16 protein-coding genes and 1 pseudogene are annotated in these 17866 nt (G+C 72.9%); 7 read left to right on the forward strand and 10 right to left on the reverse strand.

Translation table 11 applies throughout. The features are described from left to right. The first annotated feature begins 3 nt into the window (after positions 1–3). The gene (locus ACIGDI_RS06700) at positions 4–1299 is read left to right on the forward strand and encodes a sensor histidine kinase (protein ID WP_399891486.1); all 1296 of its coding nucleotides are present in this window, start codon (positions 4–6) and stop codon (positions 1297–1299) included. Further along, positions 1296–1964: a response regulator gene (locus ACIGDI_RS06705; RefSeq protein ID WP_399891490.1), complete on the forward strand. Its 669-nt coding sequence runs from the start codon at positions 1296–1298 to the stop codon at positions 1962–1964. The genes ACIGDI_RS06700 and ACIGDI_RS06705 overlap by 4 nt, the downstream gene beginning before the upstream one ends. A gap of 7 nt (positions 1965–1971) precedes the next feature. Here the strand turns inward: ACIGDI_RS06705 and ACIGDI_RS06710 are convergent, their stop codons facing one another. Together ACIGDI_RS06710 and ACIGDI_RS06715 are read right to left on the reverse strand one after the other, a co-directional pair. Continuing rightward, a complete protein-coding gene (locus tag ACIGDI_RS06710) occupies positions 1972–2679 on the reverse strand; it encodes a YoaK family protein (protein ID WP_399891493.1) in 708 nt (235 codons plus the stop codon). A gap of 22 nt (positions 2680–2701) precedes the next feature. Further along, on the reverse strand, positions 2702–4405 hold the full coding sequence (locus ACIGDI_RS06715) for an NAD-dependent malic enzyme (RefSeq protein ID WP_399891496.1): 1704 nt from the start codon (positions 4403–4405) through the stop codon (positions 2702–2704). Positions 4406–4531: 126 nt separating this feature from the next. Here ACIGDI_RS06715 and ACIGDI_RS06720 point away from each other — a divergent pair, with 126 nt between their 5' ends. Both ACIGDI_RS06720 and ACIGDI_RS06725 read left to right on the forward strand, forming a co-directional pair. Beyond that, positions 4532–5449, forward strand: a complete 918-nt coding sequence (locus tag ACIGDI_RS06720) for a LysR substrate-binding domain-containing protein (RefSeq protein ID WP_399891499.1) — start codon at positions 4532–4534, stop codon at positions 5447–5449. A gap of 49 nt (positions 5450–5498) precedes the next feature. Continuing rightward, a complete protein-coding gene (locus ACIGDI_RS06725; protein ID WP_399891502.1) occupies positions 5499–6563 on the forward strand; it encodes a sodium:calcium antiporter in 1065 nt (354 codons plus the stop codon). Between the two features lie 2 nt (positions 6564–6565). Here the strand turns inward: ACIGDI_RS06725 and ACIGDI_RS06730 are convergent, their stop codons facing one another. Continuing rightward, a complete protein-coding gene (locus ACIGDI_RS06730) occupies positions 6566–7774 on the reverse strand; it encodes an erythromycin esterase family protein (protein ID WP_399891506.1) in 1209 nt (402 codons plus the stop codon). 58 nt (positions 7775–7832) lie between these two features. Here ACIGDI_RS06730 and ACIGDI_RS06735 point away from each other — a divergent pair, with 58 nt between their 5' ends. After that, a complete protein-coding gene (locus ACIGDI_RS06735; protein ID WP_399891509.1) occupies positions 7833–8588 on the forward strand; it encodes a TioE family transcriptional regulator in 756 nt (251 codons plus the stop codon). Between the two features lie 60 nt (positions 8589–8648). After that, positions 8649–9770, forward strand: coding sequence for a diaminopropionate ammonia-lyase (locus tag ACIGDI_RS06740; RefSeq protein WP_399891512.1), 1122 nt, complete (start codon positions 8649–8651; stop codon positions 9768–9770). A 56-nt stretch (positions 9771–9826) separates the two neighbouring features. On the opposite strand, the gene ACIGDI_RS06745 is transcribed toward ACIGDI_RS06740, so the two are convergent. From ACIGDI_RS06745 to ACIGDI_RS06770, 6 genes and pseudogenes are all read right to left on the reverse strand, one after another. Further along, the gene (locus tag ACIGDI_RS06745; protein ID WP_399891515.1) at positions 9827–10501 is read right to left on the reverse strand and encodes a carbonic anhydrase; all 675 of its coding nucleotides are present in this window, start codon (positions 10499–10501) and stop codon (positions 9827–9829) included. A gap of 97 nt (positions 10502–10598) precedes the next feature. Beyond that, positions 10599–11324: a DUF6348 family protein gene (locus ACIGDI_RS06750; RefSeq protein WP_399891518.1), complete on the reverse strand. Its 726-nt coding sequence runs from the start codon at positions 11322–11324 to the stop codon at positions 10599–10601. A gap of 10 nt (positions 11325–11334) precedes the next feature. Next, positions 11335–12120 (reverse strand): arsenite methyltransferase, encoded by a 786-nt coding sequence (gene arsM / locus ACIGDI_RS06755; RefSeq protein ID WP_399891521.1) that lies wholly within the window; start codon positions 12118–12120, stop codon positions 11335–11337. Positions 12121–12226: 106 nt separating this feature from the next. Then, a complete protein-coding gene (locus ACIGDI_RS06760; protein ID WP_272175066.1) occupies positions 12227–12883 on the reverse strand; it encodes a lytic transglycosylase domain-containing protein in 657 nt (218 codons plus the stop codon). 203 nt (positions 12884–13086) lie between these two features. Continuing rightward, positions 13087–14151 (reverse strand): annotated as a pseudogene (locus ACIGDI_RS06765) (arabinofuranosidase catalytic domain-containing protein); the annotation flags it as partial. 296 nt (positions 14152–14447) lie between these two features. Then, complete coding sequence (locus ACIGDI_RS06770; protein WP_399891525.1) at positions 14448–15170, reverse strand: TetR/AcrR family transcriptional regulator; 723 nt, start codon at positions 15168–15170, stop codon at positions 14448–14450. Between the two features lie 50 nt (positions 15171–15220). Between ACIGDI_RS06770 and ACIGDI_RS06775 the strand changes: the two genes are divergently transcribed. Then, a complete protein-coding gene (locus ACIGDI_RS06775) occupies positions 15221–16780 on the forward strand; it encodes an FAD-dependent monooxygenase (protein WP_399891529.1) in 1560 nt (519 codons plus the stop codon). Here ACIGDI_RS06775 and ACIGDI_RS06780 read toward each other — a convergent pair whose 3' ends face one another. Continuing rightward, on the reverse strand, positions 16781–17782 hold the full coding sequence (locus tag ACIGDI_RS06780; RefSeq protein WP_399891532.1) for a phosphotransferase enzyme family protein: 1002 nt from the start codon (positions 17780–17782) through the stop codon (positions 16781–16783). It abuts the gene before it with no gap. Positions 17783–17866: the final 84 nt, after the last annotated feature.

Raw genomic sequence — 17866 nt, forward strand, 5'->3', positions numbered from 1 at the left:
CGGGTGACATCCGTGACCTTCGACGACGCCGGCGGACTGGGGCCGCTGGTCGCCCGCCTCGCACGGGCCGGCCAGCGGCTGCGGCAGGCCGACCGCGCCCGCCCCTGGGCGCTGGACACCGCGGTCGTGGTCCTGGTCTTCGCGCTGTTCTGCGTGCCGGACCTGCTGCGCGCCACAGGCGCGGTCACCGGCGGCGACGGACCGCACCGGCTGCGCCTCGCCCTCACCGACCTGCCGCTGCCGGCGACGCCGGCGCTGCAGGCCGGACTGGTACTGCCCCTGCTGTGGCGGCGCCGACGGCCACTGGCGACGTTCGGCGTCATCACGGCAGTGTTCCTGCTCCAGTGGTCCCTGGACGCCGGGCTGCGCGCGGACATCGCCCTGTTCATCGCCCTCTACAGCCTGGCCCTGCACGGGCGGCTGCGGCAACTGCCGTGGGCCTGCGCGGTGATGGCGGGTGCCATGACCGTGGTCGCGCTGCGCGTGGCCCACGCGGTGTCCGTCTGGGACGCCCTGTTCTTCCTGCTGAGCACGGCGACCGCGGCGCTCGCGCTCGGCCTGACGGTGCGCATCCGCCGGGCCCAGCTCGCCGTGCTGCGCGAGCGGGCCGCCCGGCTGGAGATCGAGCGCGACCAGCGCGGCAGACTCGCGGTCGCCACCGAACGGGCCCGCGTGGCCCGCGAGATGCACGACATCGTCGGCCACAACCTGTCCGTCATCATCACCCTCGCCGACGCCGGCCGATACGCCACCGACCTCGCCCCCGAACGCGGCAAGGAGGCCCTGCGGCTCATCGGTGACACCGGCCGGCAGGCGCTGGGCGAACTACGGCGCGTCCTCGGCGTGCTCCGCGAGACCTCGGACACGTCCCCCGCCGGGCCGGCGCTGAGCCCGCAACCCGGCCTCGCGGACATCGACGCCCTGTGCGCCGGCGTGCGCGCCGCGGGCCTGGAGGTCGTCTACCGGACCGCCGGAGACGTCGACGCCCTGGACAGCGGCGTGCAGTTGACGGTGTACCGGATAGTGCAGGAAGCCCTCACCAACACCCTCAAGCACGCCGGCCCCGACACCCGGGTGCACCTGGCCGTCCTCGTGGAGGACGCCTCCTTGACCATCCGGGTCCGCGACAGCGGCCCCGCCCTGCTGCCCGGACCGCCGGGCGAGGAAGGACACGGGCTGGTGGGCCTGCGCGAACGAGCGGCACTCTACGGCGGAACCGTCAGCGCCGGCCCGGTGCCCGGCGGCGGCTGGAGCGTGCAGGCCACGCTCGACCTCACCCCCCAGGGGGGCGTCCGGTGACCACCGTGCTCATCGTCGACGACCAGCACCTGCAGCGCTACGGCTTCCGCATCCTGCTGGAATCGGTCCCGGAGACCGACGTGGTCGGCGAGGCCGCGCACGGCGCCGAGGCCGTCCGCAAGGCTGCCGAACTGCGCCCCGACGTGGTGCTGATGGACGTACGGATGCCCGGCATGGACGGCATCGAGGCCACCCGCCGCATCGTCGCCTCCGGCGACCGCTCCCGCATTCTGGTGCTGACCACGTTCGACCTCGACGAGTACGTCCACGCCGCCCTGCGCGCCGGAGCCAGCGGCTTCCTCCTCAAGGACGCACGTCCCGAGGAACTCCTCGCCGGCATCCGCGCCGTGGCCGCCGGCGACGCCGTCATCGCCCCCGCCCTGACCCGCCGCATCCTCGACGAGTACGCCCGGCACCGGCGCGTCCTCCCGGGCGACCCCGCCGAGGACCCGAGACTGAGCACGCTCACCGACCGGGAACGCGAGATCCTCGAGGCCGTCGGCAAGGGCTGGACCAACGGCGAGATCGCCGCGCACTTCGTGCTGTCCGAGTCCACCGTCAAGACCCACGTCGGCCGCGTCCTGGCGAAGATCGGCGCCCGCGACCGCATCCAGGCCGTGATCTTCGCCTACGACATCGGACTCGCCCGCCCCAACGAGGGATGAGCGCGGATCATCCCCCCGGTCCGGGCGGCCCGACCACCGACACGGTGACCGCCACCGCGACCGCGAGCACGGCCACCGCCGTCAACGTCCACGGCGTGCCCGCCCATCGCACCGCCACCGCGCCCGCCCCGGCTCCGGCGACCAGTGTGAGCACACTGAGCGCCTGCCGACGGGAGGTCGACGCGGTGCGCCGCTCGGCCCGGTCGGCGACCAGGCCGGTCAGGGTGCTCGTCATGACGGTGGTCGTCAGGCCCGCCAGGCCGAGCCGCCTGACCGCCGCGTTCTGCATGCCCAGCGCCACCGCGCACAGCAGGATCGGCAGCACCCCGCCGTCGTACGACGCCAGGGCCGCCACGACGAACAGCGCCGCCTCCAGCGCCGCGCAGACGCCGAGCAGCGCCCGGTGGCCGGCACGGCGTGGCGCCACCGCGCGCACCAGCAGGGCGCCCACGACGAACCCACCGAGAGCCACCACCGGACCCGCCGCCCAGGAACCGGGCGCGCCCGTGAGCGACAGCCCCACGAGGACGAGGTTGCCGGTCATGTTCGCCACGAACACATGCCCGAGACCGAGCAGACTGACCGCGTCGATCACACCACTGAGCAGGGTCAGCATCAGCAACGGCGGGACGAGCCGGTCGCCCTGGTCCAGGACCGCCTTCGTCGCCGCCGACAGCCTTCCGCCGCGCCTCCGCCCGATCGTCCCGCTGCTCATCGTGGCCCCTGCCGCTCGCCGCTCAGACCGCCACCACCGGCCGGTACACCGGCTCCCACATGGCCCGGTGGACCCGGTCCTCGATGGTGTCGTCCACCGTCTCCCGGGCCACACCGTCCTCGGCCGCAGCCCGCGCCACGGCGACCGCGACCGCGGCGGAGGTGCGCCGCAGTTGCCGGGTGTGGGGGAGGAGGGAGGCGCCCCGGGCGGTGGAGTCCACCTGTTCGGCGACCGCGTGGGCCGCGGCGGAGAGCATCGAGTCGGTGACCCGCGTGGCGCGGGCGACGACGGCACCGAGGCCGAGACCGGGGAAGATCAGCGCGTTGTTGGCCTGGCCGATCTCGTAGGTGACCCCGCCGCTGGTCACCGGCTCGAAGGGGCTGCCCGTGGCGATGAGCGCACGGCCGTCCGTCCAGTCCAGCAGCTCGGAGGGCACGGCCTCGGCGAGCCGGGTGGGGTTGGACATCGGCAGCACGATGGGGCGTTCGGTGTGCGCGGCCATCTCCCGGACGATGCTCTCGGTGAAGGCGGCGCCCTGGCCGGAGGTGCCGATCAGCACGGTGGGCCGGACCCGGCGCACCACCTCCTCCAGCGAGATGCCCCCGACCTTCGCGTCCCGCCCCCACTCGGCGACCTCGTCGGCCGACCGGGCGTAGGGGGCCTGGAAGTCGCGCAGCCCCTCCTGGTCACGGGTGAGCAGCCCGTAGCGGTCCACGGCCCAGAAACGCGCGGTGGCCGCCTCCCGGTCAAGGCCCTCCGCGGCCATGGCGTCCCGCAACTGGTCGGCGACGCCGATTCCCGCCGTGCCGGCGCCGAACACCACCACCCGATGGTCCGGCAACGGCATCCCGCTGGCCCGCACCCCGGACAGGACGGCGGCCAGGTTCACCGCGCCCGTGCCCTGGATGTCGTCGTTGAAGACGAAGTGCTCGCCGCGGTAACGGTCCAGGATGCGGCGCGCGTTGGCGGTTCCGAAGTCCTCGAAGTGCAGCAGCGCGTCGGGGAAGAGGCGTTCCGCGGTGGTGACGTAGCGCTCGATGAAGGCGTCGTACGTCTCCGTGTCCACCCGGGGGTGACGGTTGCCCAAGTAGAGCGGGTCCTCGAGGAGTTGTTCGCGGTTGGTGCCGACGTCGAGGACGACGGCGAGGGTGCGGGCCGGGTCGATGCCGGCCGCGGCCGTGTACACGGCGAGCTTGCCCACCGAGATGTCGATGCCGCCCACACCCCAGTCGCCGATGCCCAGGATGGCCTCGCCGTCGGTCGCCACGACCAGGTCGACGTCGTCGGCGCCCAACCCGGAGGCGCGCAGGGCGCGTTCCATGTCCTCGGGGGCGTCGACCGACAGGTAGATGCCGCGCGGGCGCCGGTACTCGGTGCTGTAGCGCTCGATGGCCGTGCCGACCGTCGGTGTGTAGACGATGGGCAGCATCTCCGAGAGGTGATCGCTCAGCAGGCGGTAGAACAGCACCTCGTTGCGGTCGTGCAGAGCGGTCAGGTTGACGTGCTTGGCCAGGTCGGTGGGCTGGGCCGCGTACTGGCCGTACGCCCGGTCGGCCTGCTGGTCCAGGGTGAGCACGCTGGGCGGGATCAGGCCGTCCAGGCCCAGGTCCCGCCGCTCCTGTCCGGTGAAGGCCGTACCGCGGTTGAGACGGGGGTCGGCCAGGACGGCACGGCCCCGTGCCGAGGTCTCGAAACGGTTGTCGTCGGCATTCCACTGGGTACTCATCGTCGCTCCGTGACGTGTCCGGGGTGCGACCGTCGGTCGCCCTGTCCCTGTCCAGGGTGGCCCGGAAGATTCCATGCGTCCAATGCCTGAATACACGCAGACCCATGCGCCGATAGCATCAATCGTATGGATGTGCAGGTACTGCGCTGTTTCGTCGCCGTGGCCGACGGGGTCACCGTGACCCAGGCCGCCGCTGAGGCCCGCCTGACGCAGCCGGCCCTCTCCCGGGCGCTCAGACGCCTGGAACAGGAGGTGGGCGCCCAGCTGTTCCAGCAGGTGGGGCGGGTGCTGCGGCTGACACCGGCCGGGCGGGCCTTCCGGGACCACGCGGACGCCGCGCTGCGGCGGCTGGACCGGGGACTGCGCGCGGTCCACGAGACCGTCTCCCCCGAATCGGGCCTGATTCCCCTGGCCTTCCTGCACTCGCTCGGCACCTGGCTGCTGCCGCCTCTCATCACCGGGTTCCGGGAACGCTTCCCGCTCTCCCGGTTCGAACTGCGCCAGGGGAGTGAGGCCGTCCTCGTGGAGAGCCTGCTGGGCGGAACCGCCGACCTGCTCCTCACCGCCGGGGACCCCGGCCATCCCCTGATCACCTGGGAGCGCCTGCTGACCGAGCCGCTCTGGCTGGCCGTGCCGCCCGGGCACCGGCTCGCCCGGCGCCGCCGGGCCCGGCTGGCCGAGGTCGCCGAGGAGCCGTTCATCCTGCTGCGCCACGAACAGGGCCTGCGCTCGGTGACCGAGGCGCTGTGCCGTGCCGTCGGCTTCACCCCGCGGGCCGGCTTCGAGGGGGACGAGGTGGCGACCCTGCGCGGCCTGGTCGGCGCGGGACTGGGCGTCGCGCTCGTCCCCCGCCCGCACTCGGCCGCTCCGGCGCGCGGACCGTCGTACCTGCAGGTCACGGATGTGGAGGCGGCCAGGGACATCGGCATCGCCCGGCTGACCTCCCGTACCCTGCCGCCGAACTCCGAACGGTTCCTCGGGCATGTCCGGCAACACGCCGTCTCGGTCGCGGCGCAGGAGCACTCGGCGGCGGAGGAGAGCTGAGGCGTGAGCGTCGTACACGTGTAGACGATCGGTGGGTACTCACCCGCGCATGGGATCTCTGAGCTCTCCGGTTCTGCTGTTGTCGTTCGTCGTGAGCGCGGCCGTCATCTGGTACGCGGGCATCAAACTGTCCGACACCACCGACGTCCTCGCCGAGCGTCTTCACCTGGGCGGTGCGCTGGGCGGGCTGATCCTCCTCGCCGTGGCGACCAACCTGCCCGAGATCGCCATCACCGTATCGGCGGCCCTGGCGGGCCAGTTGGACGTCGCCGTCGGCAACATCCTCGGCGGCATCGCCATCCAGACCGTCGTCCTGGCCGTCCTCGACGCCGCGGGAACCCGTCCGCGCGCCCCGCTGACCCGCGTCGCCGCCAGCCTCCAACTGGTCCTGGAAGGTGCCCTCGTGGTGGTGGTCCTCGCCGTGGTCGTCATGGGCACCCAGCTCTCGCCGAGCCTGCACGTCGGCCGGCTGGCTCCGGCCTCCGTGGCGATCGCCGCCCTGTGGGTGGTCGGCCTCGTACTGCTGAACCGGGCCGGTCACGGGCTGCCGTGGCGGGAGGGCGGCGACGCCCCGGACAGCCAGCCCGAACCGCGCGGCCACTCCCGGGGGAAGAAGGAGAAGGCCGCCACCGACAAGGGCGTGCACACCGGCCGCGCCGGGCTGATCTTCGCCACGGCGGCCCTCGCCACGCTGGTCGCCGGTGTGGTCATCGAACGCAGCGGCGAGGACTTCTTCGCCCGCCAGGGGCTGAGCGGTGTGCTGTTCGGCGCGACCGTCCTGGCCGCGGCCACCTCCCTGCCCGAGGTCAGCACCGGCCTGACCTCCACCAAGCTCGGCGATCACCAGCTCGCCATCAGCGACATCTTCGGCGGCAACGCCTTCCTTCCCGTGCTGTTCCTCCTGGCCACGGTCATCTCCGGCAAGCCCGTCCTGCCCGCCGCGCACGACACGGACATCTACCTCACGGCCCTCGGCATCATCCTCACCGTCACCTACATGGCGGGACTCGTCTTCCGTCCCCGCCGGCAGTACGCGCGGATGGGCATCGACAGCGTCACGGCGGTCGTCATCTACCTGGTGGGAATCGCCGGCCTGGCCACCATCGCCACCTGAAGTCAACGGGCGTCGTGCGAAGCGTCCTTGACGAACACGACGCCGGCGGTATCCGTCAGGTGGGCCGGGTCGAGCGGGGCGTAGCCGAACCATGGGGACACTCGGGGCGCCGGCGGTGTGTCGCCGAGGGCCGCGGCGAGCCGCGGGGCGTCGACGACACAGCGGTCCTCCGGGAGCGCGTACAGCAGACCCTCGACGGTGTCCGGCGCGGGCGTGTCCACTCCCCGGTGGCCGATCGTGCCCAGGGCCGTGGTGAGGAAGGCGTACTCCGCGCCGAGCCGGGCGCCTACCAGGGCGCCGGCGCTCCACCACTCCACCGGCCCCTCCCACATCCGCATCGTGCTCTTCGCCCGCTGCAGATGGGAGTTGTGGGCGTGCAGCAGCACCGGGCCGCGTTCGACGAGGGCCAGCAGGTTGTGGGCCATCATCAGATCGCGCAGCGCGCACAGCCGGGTCATGCGGGCCGGTGAGGTGTCGGCCATCGCGTGGTGGTAGCGCAGCAGTCCGACGGCGGTACGGCCGTACAGTCGCGCCCGGTCCCGGTCCTCCCGCGAGACCGCGCCGACCAGATGGGGCGTCTGCGTGTCGAGCAGCGCCACCAAGTCGTCGGCGAGCAGCCGGAGTCGGTCCGCCTCGGCCGACCGCCCCACCGAGCGGGACGGGTCGGTCATCGCGGCCGGATCCGTCCACCGGTCGTCGGGGCCGAGCAGACGGTCGAGTGTCTTCGCGGTGCAGGGCAGCAGGTTCGCGTCCACATGGTCCGCGAGGAGGTCGTGCAGGGCGGTGAGCGCCCGGCGGGGGCTCGCGGCTTCGGTGATCTCCAGAGGGCCGTCGACACCGGCGAAGCGGACCTGCTCGGAGGCGGGCCGGCGCTCGTTGTGGGCCCGCATCCAGCGCACGAGTTCGCGGTTGCCCGCGTAGGCGCCCCAGCCGTGGCTGAACCCGCGCTCCATGACGTCGTCGAGCGTGCCCGTCCCCGAGGTGACGTAGTCGTCCACGACCAGGCCCCGCACGCAGTCGCTCTCGATCGCGACGGTTCGGTAGCCCTCCTGCTCGACGAGTTGCCGGAAGAGTTCGTTGCGCAGGTCGAGCAGGGCGTCCTCGCCGTGGGTGGGCTCGCCCAGCCCGAGCAGTCGGGGCCGGCCCGGCAGCAGCCTCATGACGGAGGCGGCTTCGGCGGCGGCGGTGATGTCCTTGATGTCAGCGGCCATGCCCTCAACGGTATCGTTGAACTCTCGGTTGAGACTTTTGAGCGATATGGGCAGGAGCATGGCGCCAAACCCTCAAAACGAAGGACGGCTCAGGCCCGTCGACCTGGCCCGGGCCCACGGTCTGTCCACGCAGGCGGTCAGGAACTACGAGGAGGCCGGCATCCTCCCTCCGGCCGGTCGCACTCCGTCCGGTTACCGCACCTACACCTCCCGGCACGCGGCGGCTCTGCGCGCGTTCCTCGCCCTGCTGCCCGGGCATGGCCATCAGGCGGCCGCGTCGGTCATGCGGGCGGTGAACCGGGGCGCCACCGACGAGGCGTTCCGCCTCATCGACGAGAGCCACGTCCAGCTCCTCGAAGACCGGCGGACCTTGCACGCCGTGGAGAACGCCCTCCGCGACCTGGCCCCCGCCCCGGCACCCGAGGCCGGCGGCACCTTCATCGGGCCCCTCGCGGACCGACTCGACGTCCGGCCCGCGACCCTGCGCAAGTGGGAGCGCGCCGGACTGGTACGCCCGCACCGCGACCCGCACACCGGCTACCGCGTCTACGACGACGCCGCCGTACGGGACGCCCGCCTGGTCCATCAGCTCAGGCGCGGCGGCTACCTGCTCGAACAGATCGCCCCGCTCATCACCCAGGTCCACGCGGCCGGCGGACTGGAACCCCTGGAGGCGGCGCTGACCGACTGGCGCCGTCGGCTGTCCGACCGCGGCAGGGCGATGCTCAGCGGTGCGGCCGAACTGGAGGCGTATCTCCGGGAGCGCATGCCGACAGCCGCGGACCGTGTCGACGCCGCCCCGGCGGACCGCTGACGCTCGCATACCCGAAACGTGCGCTGGACCGATCGGAAGGACTCACCGGACCCTGGACGCGTGTCCGACAACTCCTTTCCTCCCCGTGCGCCCTCCTGGTACGCGCGACCCGATGCCCGCGCCTGGCGGTGCGAACCCGCACCCGCCGACGTACGGGCCTTCCACCGCTCGCTGCCCGACCACGCACCCACCCCGCTGACCGAACTCCCCGCGCTGGCAGCGGAGTTCGGAGCCAGACGGGTCTTCGTCAAGGACGAGTCGTGCCGGCTGGGGCTGCCCGCGTTCAAGGCGCTGGGTGCGTCCTGGGCGGTCCACCGCGCCCTCGCCGAGCGGGCCGCGAAGGGCGCGGAACCCGGCCCGGTGACCCTGGTGGCGGCCACCGACGGCAACCACGGTCGCGCCGTGGCCCGCATGGCACACCGCCACGGCCATGGCGCCCACGTCTTCGTCCCCCGGGGCGTGCATCCGCAGGCCATCGCCGCCATCGCCGCCGAAGGGGCGCGGGTCACCGAGGTCGCCGGGCCGTACGACGAGGCCGTCCGCCTGGCGGCGGAGGCGGCCACCGCGCCAGGCACTCTCCTGATCCAGGACACCGGCCTGCCGGGCTACGAGCGGATCCCGCGCTGGATCGTCGAGGGCTACTCCACCCTCTGCGCCGAGATCGACGAGCAGCTGACCGCCGCGGGGGCCGCCGAGGGCCCCGACCTCGTCGCGGTACCCGTGGGCGTGGGGTCCCTGGCCCAGGCCGTGGTCACCCACTACCGCAGCCGCCCCTCCGGTCGCGCCCCGGCGCTGCTGTCGGTGGAGCCGGAGGCCGCGGCCTGCGTCCTGCGCAGCCTCACCCTGGGCAGGCCCGTCACCGTGACCACGGGCGAGACCGTGATGGCCGGCCTCAACTGCGGCACACCGTCCGGCATCGCCTGGCCCCACCTGCTCGCCGGGCTGGACGCCGCGATCGCCGTCACGGACGCCGACTGCGCCCGCGCCGCCGCCGACCTCGCCGCTTCGGGTGTCTTCTCGGGGCCCTGCGGTGCCGCGGCTCTCGCCGGTCTGCGCGCGGCGCTCACCGGCACGGGTGCCGCGGAGCGCCGTACCGCACTGGGGCTAGGGCCGGCCTCGGTCGTCGTACTGCTGAGCACCGAGGGCACGGCCGCCAACCCGGGAAGGCCGGCGGCCGGCTGAACCGTCTCGTGGCGGCCACCGGTGTCTTGGGGCTGCCGACCGCCGTGCCCGGCCAGTCAGGCGACCTCGGCCCGCCGGGTGGTGCCGGGGTGGTCGGACGGGTCGGTCGGGAGGTCCAGGCCGCGGGCGGTGACCGGGTGGGCGCTGCCGTCGGCCAGCCGGTAGGTCAGGCCCACCACGGCGGTGCGTCCTCGGGCGACCTGGTCGGCCAGTTCCCGCGAGCGGTCCATGACGAAGTCGACGGTGTGCCGCACGTGAGTGGCGATGAACTCCTCGTCCTCGCTCGCACCGGCGGCGTGAGCGGCCAGCACGCTGGGCGTCACCCGCTCTATCACGTCCCGCAGGTACCCGGGCGCCGCCCTGCCGTCCGTCACGGCGTCCCTGGTCGCGGCGACGGCCCCGCAGGCGTCGTGGCCGAGGACCACGACCAGCGGGCAGTCCAGCACGCTCACCCCGTACTCGATGCTGCCGAGCACCTCGGGACCCGCGGCGTGTCCGGCGGTGCGGACGACGAACAGGTCTCCCAGGCCCTGGTCGAAGATGATCTCGGCGGCCAGCCGGGAGTCGGAGCAGCCGAGGAGTACGGCGAACGGGCGCTGGGCGGAGGTCAGGTCGGCGCGGCGGGCGGCGTCCTGGTTGGGGTGCAGGGGCGTGCCGGCGGCGAAGCGGCGGTTGCCCGCCAGGAGCAGGTCGTAGGCCTCGCGCGGGCTGGAAGGAATGGCATCGCTCATGATGTCGCAGATTACGGCCGAACCCGGTCCGCGGGCGCGTCGGGGTCGTCCGGATGCCGCACACGGCAGGGTGACGCCCCCGCGCCGGCCCCGGCCGTCAGTCGGCGGCCGGGAGCAGCAGCGCGTAATGGCGGACCGTGGTGAAGGCCTTCGGCTCGGGCAGTCCCAGTTCCGTCATGGCGGCCGAGGCGGGTTCGTGCCGCTCCCCGTTGACCCGGATCTCGGCGTGCATCGCGCCGGGCCGGCCGCCGTAGAAGACCTTGACCCCGTCGAAGAACGGCGACTCCAGGTCCTCGACGAAGGTGTGCGCGACACGGTGCAGCACGTTCGCCTCGATCAGGGCGGTCTGCAGGCGCCGGTTCTCCGCGGGGTCGACGCCGAGGCCGACCGCGCCGGAGGCGATCGTGTGCCGGCCGGGGACGCCCCGCTCGTCGTCGGGGTCCGTGTGGTCGGCGAAGCGCCCGCGCGGGTCGAGGAGTTCGAGCATGCACGCACCCGCGGTCTGCACCCACGTGTCGGCCGCTCGGCCCGGATCGCCGGACATCGCCACGACACAGTCCATGAAACAGGGAACGTCCGGCTGGATGCTCACGTCCGGCAGTGCCACGAGGTCGTAGTGGCGCCCGCCGCCGTGGTGGGGCGGTGCCACGCCCACCGCCCATCCCTGCGGGCTGCTCAGCGAGTTGCCCTGGAGCCTGGAGCCCTGCGTCACCCCGGGCGCGTACTCCTCGAGGCTCGCCTGCACGAGGGCGAGGAACTCCAGGTCGGGCAGGCGCTCCTCAGCGGGCCGCGCGCCGCGCGCACGCCGTCGTGTCCAGGGCATGCGGTGGATCTTACAGAAGCCGTCCGGACCCGTTCCCGCCTCCGGCCCCGGCGGGCTTGACGGCGCGGACGACGGCGGAGTGCATGCCGTCGGCGACCGGGTGGGTCGGGGTGATCTCGATGTCGGTGAACCCGGCGGCTTCGAGGCCCGCGCGGTATTCGGCGAACGACAGGGCGCCGGCGATGCAGCCGACGTAGTCGCCGCGCTCGCCGCGCTGCTCGACGGTGAGGTTGTCGTCCGAGACGATGTCGGAGACGCCGATCCGGCCGCCGGGCCGCAGCACGCGGAAGGTCTCGGCGAACACGGCGGCCTTGTCCGTGGACAGGTTGATCACGCAGTTGGAGATCACCACGTCGACGGTGTTCGCGGGCAGCGGGATCTCCTCGATGGTGCCTTTGAGGAACTCCACGTTCGTCGCGCCCGCCTTCGCCGCGTTGGCCACGGCGAGTTCGAGCATCTCGTCGGTCATGTCCAGGCCGTACGCCTTGCCGGTCGGGCCGACGCGGCGGGCGGACAGCAGGACGTCGATGCCGCCGCCGGAGCCGAGGTCCAGGACGCGTTCGCCGGCGCGCAGTTCGGCGACGGCGGTGGGGTTGCCGCAGCCGAGGGAGGCGGCGACGGCCTCCGCGGGCAGGGCGTCGCGCTCGTCCGCGGGGTACCGCGTGGAGCCGAAGTCGTCGTCGACCTCGACCGGCTCGGGCCCGCAACAGGCGGCCGCGCCCTCGGTGACCTTGACGGCCGCCGCCGCGTACCGGCGACGTACCGCTTCGCGCAGATCGGTGGACTGCTCGTTCATGACTCACCCCCAGGGTTCCTTGATGCAAGCCTGCGCCTTGCATCGACGGACGTCAACATAGAAGCCCGTCGAATTAGGGGGTGAAGGGGGAGGGCGGCGATCGGCCTCAGTACGCGTGGTGGACCTGCCAAAAGGCCCAGGCGTCGCAGGGGCTGCCGTAGGCGGCGTTCATGTAGTTGAGCCCCCACTTGATCTGGGTGGCGGGGTTCGTCTGCCAGTCGGCGCCGACCGTGGCGTACTTGGAGGCCGGCAGGGCCTGGACGAGGCCGTAGGCGCCGGAGGAAGCGTTGAGGGCGTGCATGTTCCAGCTGGACTCGCGCTCCACGATGTTGCTGAAGCACTGGTACTGCCCGCTGGGCACGATCTGCCGGGCGATCGCCTGGAGCTCGGCGACGGTGTACGTCCGCTGGAGGGACAGGCCGGCGCCGCGACTGGCGGCGCTCTTGGTCTCGGCGCGCTTGGCGGCTTCCTTCTTCGCCGTGGCCGTCCTGGCGGCGGCCTTACGGGCGGCCTCCTCGGCCTCCTTCCTGGCGCCGGCGTCCGCCTGCACGGCCTGTGCGTCGGCCTGCATCGTCAGGGACGCGGTCTGCACCTGGGCCTGCTGGCCCGCGGGTATGTCCGCGAGCAGGGTGGCGTCGGCCGCGCCGGCCTCGGCGCCGTTGGTCTGCGCGGCGGTGCCCGAGGCGACGCCGACGACGCTTCCGACGGCGGTGACCGCGGAGGCCGAGGCCACCGCGAATCCGCGGACCGAGATCGGGCTCACTGGTCTTCCTTCCTGGCCGTCCGTGGTGCCTTGCCGTGGGAGTGCGGGCAACTCGCCCCACGCGTCCCGCAGTTGGAACACTCTGCCGTGCCGTGACAGGGGGCGCAATGGTGAAGGAGGTGTGGATGCTCACATCTGGGGCGACGCCACGAGCCCCTTCCGCGCCGGGGCGGGGAAGGGGCCGTACCGGACCTCTACCTGCCGTAGCCGGCCGCGGTGATGTTGGCCTGTACGGCGTTCTCGGTGGCGTCCGAGGGATAACCCGAGGTCATGACGCCCTCGTAGAAGGTGCCCGCGGCGCCGTGGCTGTTGTCGCCGCCGATGCCGAGGATGATGGCCCCCTCCTTCTTCATCGGGTTGTATCCGGCGACGTTGGGGCGGACCCCGTTGTAGAAGGTGGACAGGGAGCCGGACTGGGCGTTGCCGCCGCGGATGGCCCAGTGGTTGGGGCCGCCCTTGACGACCGCGGTGAGATAGCGGTGGCTGATGGAGGGGTCGCCCGCGTTGTAGTGCTGGTTGACCCCGGAGAACAGGCCGTTCTCCAGGTCGGCCATGATCCAGGGGCCGTTGCCGCTGCCGTAGCCCCAGACCTTGATGTTGCCGAAGTAGATGGCCTCCATGGTGCCGTTGCCGTTGTCGCGGCTGTTGGTCTCGGCGTTGCCGTAGTCGAAGCAGCAGCCGCCGTTGTAGTGCGTGCCGTCGAGGACGGCGTACATGCCCTCCGCCTGGTCGCCCTTGGCGACACCGTTGGTGGCGTTGTTGCGGTACCCGGTGCCGGGGGCCACGAAGACGCCGTACGCCTTGCGGCCGCCGAGCGTGATCGGGGCGGCGGTGGCGTTGGCGAGGTTGTCGTATCCGCCGGTGGCCGGGCCGGAGAAGCCGCCGGGGGGTGCCTGGGTGAGGCGGTTGTTGCGGCCGGACTGGTCGTAGATGACGGTGATGAGGCAGGTGGTGCCGGAGCAGAAGGAGTCCTGGGCGGCGGCGTTGGCGACCCCGCCCGCGCTGACGACGCCGATGTCCCGGGTGGCGTTGTCCGAGGCCCGGCGCACCTGGTACAGCGGGCCGTTGTAGGAGCCGTACAGGGCGCGGGTGGTGCTGTGCGCGGCCACGCAGGGGGTGCCGCCCGACGCGTAGATGTCGCAGGGGCCGGACGTGGCGGCCGGTGCGGCCGGCGCGGCGGCGGTCAGCAGGCCGACGCCGAGCGCGGCGGTCGCCGCGGTGGCGAGCAGGGCGTGCCGCAGGGGCCGTGGCCTCAGGCGCAGGGACATGGGTGAACTCCTTCGGTGGTGGGGGGTCGTGCCTGCCGTCGTGAGTGCGGGTACGGCGCGGTCGCAGGCATGCCGAACTCCAGGGGCAGAGCTGTGCCGGGACGGTGCGGTGAGGTGTGCCGTCGCGTGTGCGCTGCGGTGCGGGAGCCGAACGGATGGCGCAGAGGTGCGATCCCGAGCCTGGTCACGTTAGTTCGAAATATCGAACGTTGCTCGGAACTTCGGACTCTCAGGATGATAGGAATCCTGTGACGGACGTCAATGCCTGACGCGTGATTCGCCGGAGCCGGATGGTGCTAGGCGTGTGCCAGGCCGTCGATCATCAGGCGAAGGGTGAAGTCGAACCGGTCGTGGCCCTCGCCCGCCGTGAGTTCGGCGGCGTGGCGGGTGGTGTGGGGGAAGGCCTCGGCGGGCAGGGTCGCGAACCGCCGCAGCAGCTCGGCGCGGTCGACGACCCAGACGGCGTCGTCGTCGGCCGAGCGCCGCCGGGCGATCGAGGTCTCCAGGCAGTAGGCGGCCACGTACAGCAGGAGTGCGTCGATGGCCCAGGCGGCGGCCTGCGGAGCGACGCCGCCGGCGAGCAGGATCGCCAGCAGCCCTTCGCTGACGCGCATGGTCTCGAGGTCGGTGGGGGCCATGGCGAGCGCGGCGCGGGAGATGCCCGGGTACTTCAGGTACTGGTCGCGGATCTGGGCGCACACGCCGTGGACCTGGTCCCGCCAGGACGCCGGATCGGGCACGGGCAGGACCAGCTCGGCGCACAGCCGGCCGATGAGCAGCTCGTCGAGGTCGGCCTTGTTGACGACGTGGGCGTAGAGCGATGCGGGACCGGTGTCGAGGGCGCTGGCCAGTCGCCGCATGGTCAGGGCGTCGTAGCCCTCCGCGGCGATCATGCCCAGTGCGGTGTCGACGACCTGCTCGACGGTGATCGGGTCCTTGCGGCGCCGGGGCCTGGGGCCCGCTTCGGCCGCGGTCTTCGGCGGCAGGTGGCGTGCCGCGCGTCGCTCTCTGGGGTTCACCCGAACACTATAACTTGACGCGAACAGTGTTCGTGGATAGAACACCGTTCGTGACAGTGAACGGGAAGTACGACGTGGACGTGACCGTGGTGGGCGCGGGGCCGGTGGGTCTCCTGCTCGCCGGAGAACTCGCGCTCGCCGGGGCCTCGGTGCAGATAATCGAAAGGCTCGCCGAGCCCGACAAAGCGATGAAGGCCGGAGCGATCAACGTGCCGACGGCCGAAGCGCTCGACCGCCGGGGACTGCTGCCCGAGGCCGAGAAAGTGCAGCGAGAGATCTTCGCGCGGGTCGGCTCGTTCGCCGGGACGACCGCCGGCCGGGCGGCGCGCGACCCCCGGTTCACCGGGCATTTCGCGGGGATCGTCCTGGACCCCGGCCTCGTGGACTGGTCCGATCCCGATCTCGCCGCGCACACCGCGGTCGACGGAGCGCGCATGGTGCCGCAGCCCGAACTGGAGGCGCTGCTGGCCCGCCATGTGGCGCGCCTCGGCGTACCCGTGCACCGCGGGATCGAGGTCACCGCGCTCCAGGACACCGGCGACGAGGTGCTCCTCGGCACCACCGCCGGCCCGATGCGCACCGGCTGGCTGGTGGGATGCGACGGCGGACGCAGCACCGTGCGCCGCCTCGCGGGCATCGACTTCCCCGGCACCGACCCCGAACTCACGGGACACCTCGCGGTCGCCGACATCGCCGACCCGGAGAAGCTCGCGAACGGATGGGCGTGGTCGCCCCAGGGCGCGTACCGCCACGGGCCGCAGCCCGGACGGGTGGTCACCGTCGAGTTCGACGGTGCCGTCGCGGACCGGAGGGCGCCGGTCACCCTCGACGAGGTGCAGGCCAGTCTGCGCCGGGTCTCGGGGACCGATGTCACGCTGACCGCGCTGCGCGGCACCGCGACCCGTTGGAGCGACAACGCCCGCCAGGCCGCGGCCTACCGGTCGGGCCGGGTGCTGCTGGCCGGCGACGCCGCGCACGTGCACTCGCCGTTCGGCGGCCAGGGCCTCAACCTCGGGGCCGGCGACGCGATGAACCTCGGCTGGAAGCTCGGTGGCGTGGTCGCCGGATGGGCACCCGAGGGGCTCCTCGACACCTACGACGACGAGCGCCGGCCCCTCGGCGCCTGGGTGCTGGACTGGACGCGGGCCCAGATCGGCGTGCTGCGCGGGGACGCCAAGTCCGCCGCGCTGCGGGAGGTGGTCGCCGATCTGCTGAGCACCGGGGCCGGAGCGACCTACGCGGTCAAGAAGATCTCCGGTGTCACGCAGCGCGTCGACCTGCCCGGCGCCCATCCGCTCACCGGCCGGTACGCCCCCGACCTGTCGCTGGCGGACGGCTCCCGGCTGGTCGACCACGGACACGGCGGCGGGTTCCTGCTGCTCGACCGCACGGCGGACGCCAGGTTCGCCCGTCGGGCCGCCGCCTGGGGCGACCGGGTGAACAGCGTGACCGACGCCCACGGCACACCGGCCGGACTGCTGGTACGCCCCGACGGCGTGGTCGCCTGGGCCGTCGACGCCGACGGCGACTCTGGTTGCGACTCCGATTTCGGCTCCGCGGCTGTCACCGGTCTGGAGGCCGCCCTGCACCGATGGGCGGGCACCCCGTAACTACGCGCCCCGCCGCCCGCGTCCCCACTCGCTCTCGAGCTCTTCGATCAAACCGGAGAGCGCGGTCGGGTCCGGGACGGTGTCCAGGGAGTCGCGGACCTGTCGGTCCGCGAACGCCCGCTGTTCGGCGGTCTGCCCGGGGTCCACCGCCGCTTCCGCCTGCACCTGGACGTGGTTGAGGCGGGTCGCGAAGAGCATCGAGAACGCTTCCAGGCTCCTGATCGTCCCCGGGCCGCCGGCGTCCACGTAGGCGCGGACCAGCCGGCGCGCGAAGTCCGCGTTCACGGCGTTCCCGCCGGACCACGCGTACACGACCGAGGCCAGCTCGCGCTCCGGTGACACGGGCCCCGCGTTGTCCCAGTCGATCAGGACCGGTCCGACCGGTCCGACCAGCACGTTCTGCGGCTGGACGTCCAGGTGCGAGGTCGCCATGCCGGTGCGTTCGGCCGGTGTGACGAACCGCGCCAGCTCCGCCGCCCGGCTGTGGGCGAGTTCCTCCAGCCGGTCCGACCACGGCAGCCCGGATCCGCGGATCTTCCGGTGCAGAGCCTCCCAGTCGGAGGCGTCGGGGCACCGCTCGTACCAGGAAACCGGTGTCTCGCTCGCCCCCGCTCCGGCGACGTGCAGCAGCGCGAGGGTACGCCCGACCCAGGTGAGGATCTCCGGGCGGGTGGGGTCGGCGAAGCTTCCCTCCACCCAGTCGTAGACCTTCACACAGGAGCCGCCCACCTGGGCCGGAAGCGTCGAGACGTGGCTGCCGTCCCGGTTGGCGAGCAGCCTGGGCGAGGCGATGCCCAGGTTCTCCCCGGCGTCCCTCAGGGCGGCCTCGCGACGCACCTGTTCCTCGTCGCAGCCGAACAACAGCTCCTTGACCGCCCATCGGCGTCCGTCCCCGGCGAGTTTCCAGATCTGTCCCAGTGCGCCGCGAGCGACCGGTGTGATCGTCCACGGTCCGGGGCCGAGTCCGTAGGCCTCGACGACGTGGTCGACGGCGTGGTGCACAGGGACCTCCTCGTTCTTCACGGCGGCACGGCGTGGCCGCCCCGTCGGCGAGGACGGGACGGCCACGGTCCGGGGGGCACTCGG

Origin of the sequence: Streptomyces sp. NPDC085900, from assembly GCF_044540925.1 — a bacterium.
Classification (GTDB): Bacteria; Actinomycetota; Actinomycetes; order Streptomycetales; family Streptomycetaceae; genus Streptomyces; species Streptomyces gilvifuscus.

Coding starts and splice junctions, on each gene's coding strand:
- ACIGDI_RS06745 (WP_399891515.1), bottom strand. CDS start 10,501: ATGAGCGATGCCATTCCTTCCAGCCCGCGCGAGGCCTACGACCTGCTC.
- ACIGDI_RS06725 (WP_399891502.1), top strand. CDS start 5,499: ATGGGATCTCTGAGCTCTCCGGTTCTGCTGTTGTCGTTCGTCGTGAGC.
- ACIGDI_RS06750 (WP_399891518.1), bottom strand. CDS start 11,324: ATGCCCTGGACACGACGGCGTGCGCGCGGCGCGCGGCCCGCTGAGGAG.
- ACIGDI_RS06730 (WP_399891506.1), bottom strand. CDS start 7,774: ATGGCCGCTGACATCAAGGACATCACCGCCGCCGCCGAAGCCGCCTCC.
- ACIGDI_RS06715 (WP_399891496.1), bottom strand. CDS start 4,405: ATGAGTACCCAGTGGAATGCCGACGACAACCGTTTCGAGACCTCGGCA.
- ACIGDI_RS06735 (WP_399891509.1), top strand. CDS start 7,833: ATGGCGCCAAACCCTCAAAACGAAGGACGGCTCAGGCCCGTCGACCTG.
- ACIGDI_RS06710 (WP_399891493.1), bottom strand. CDS start 2,679: ATGAGCAGCGGGACGATCGGGCGGAGGCGCGGCGGAAGGCTGTCGGCG.
- arsM (WP_399891521.1), bottom strand. CDS start 12,120: ATGAACGAGCAGTCCACCGATCTGCGCGAAGCGGTACGTCGCCGGTAC.
- ACIGDI_RS06720 (WP_399891499.1), top strand. CDS start 4,532: ATGGATGTGCAGGTACTGCGCTGTTTCGTCGCCGTGGCCGACGGGGTC.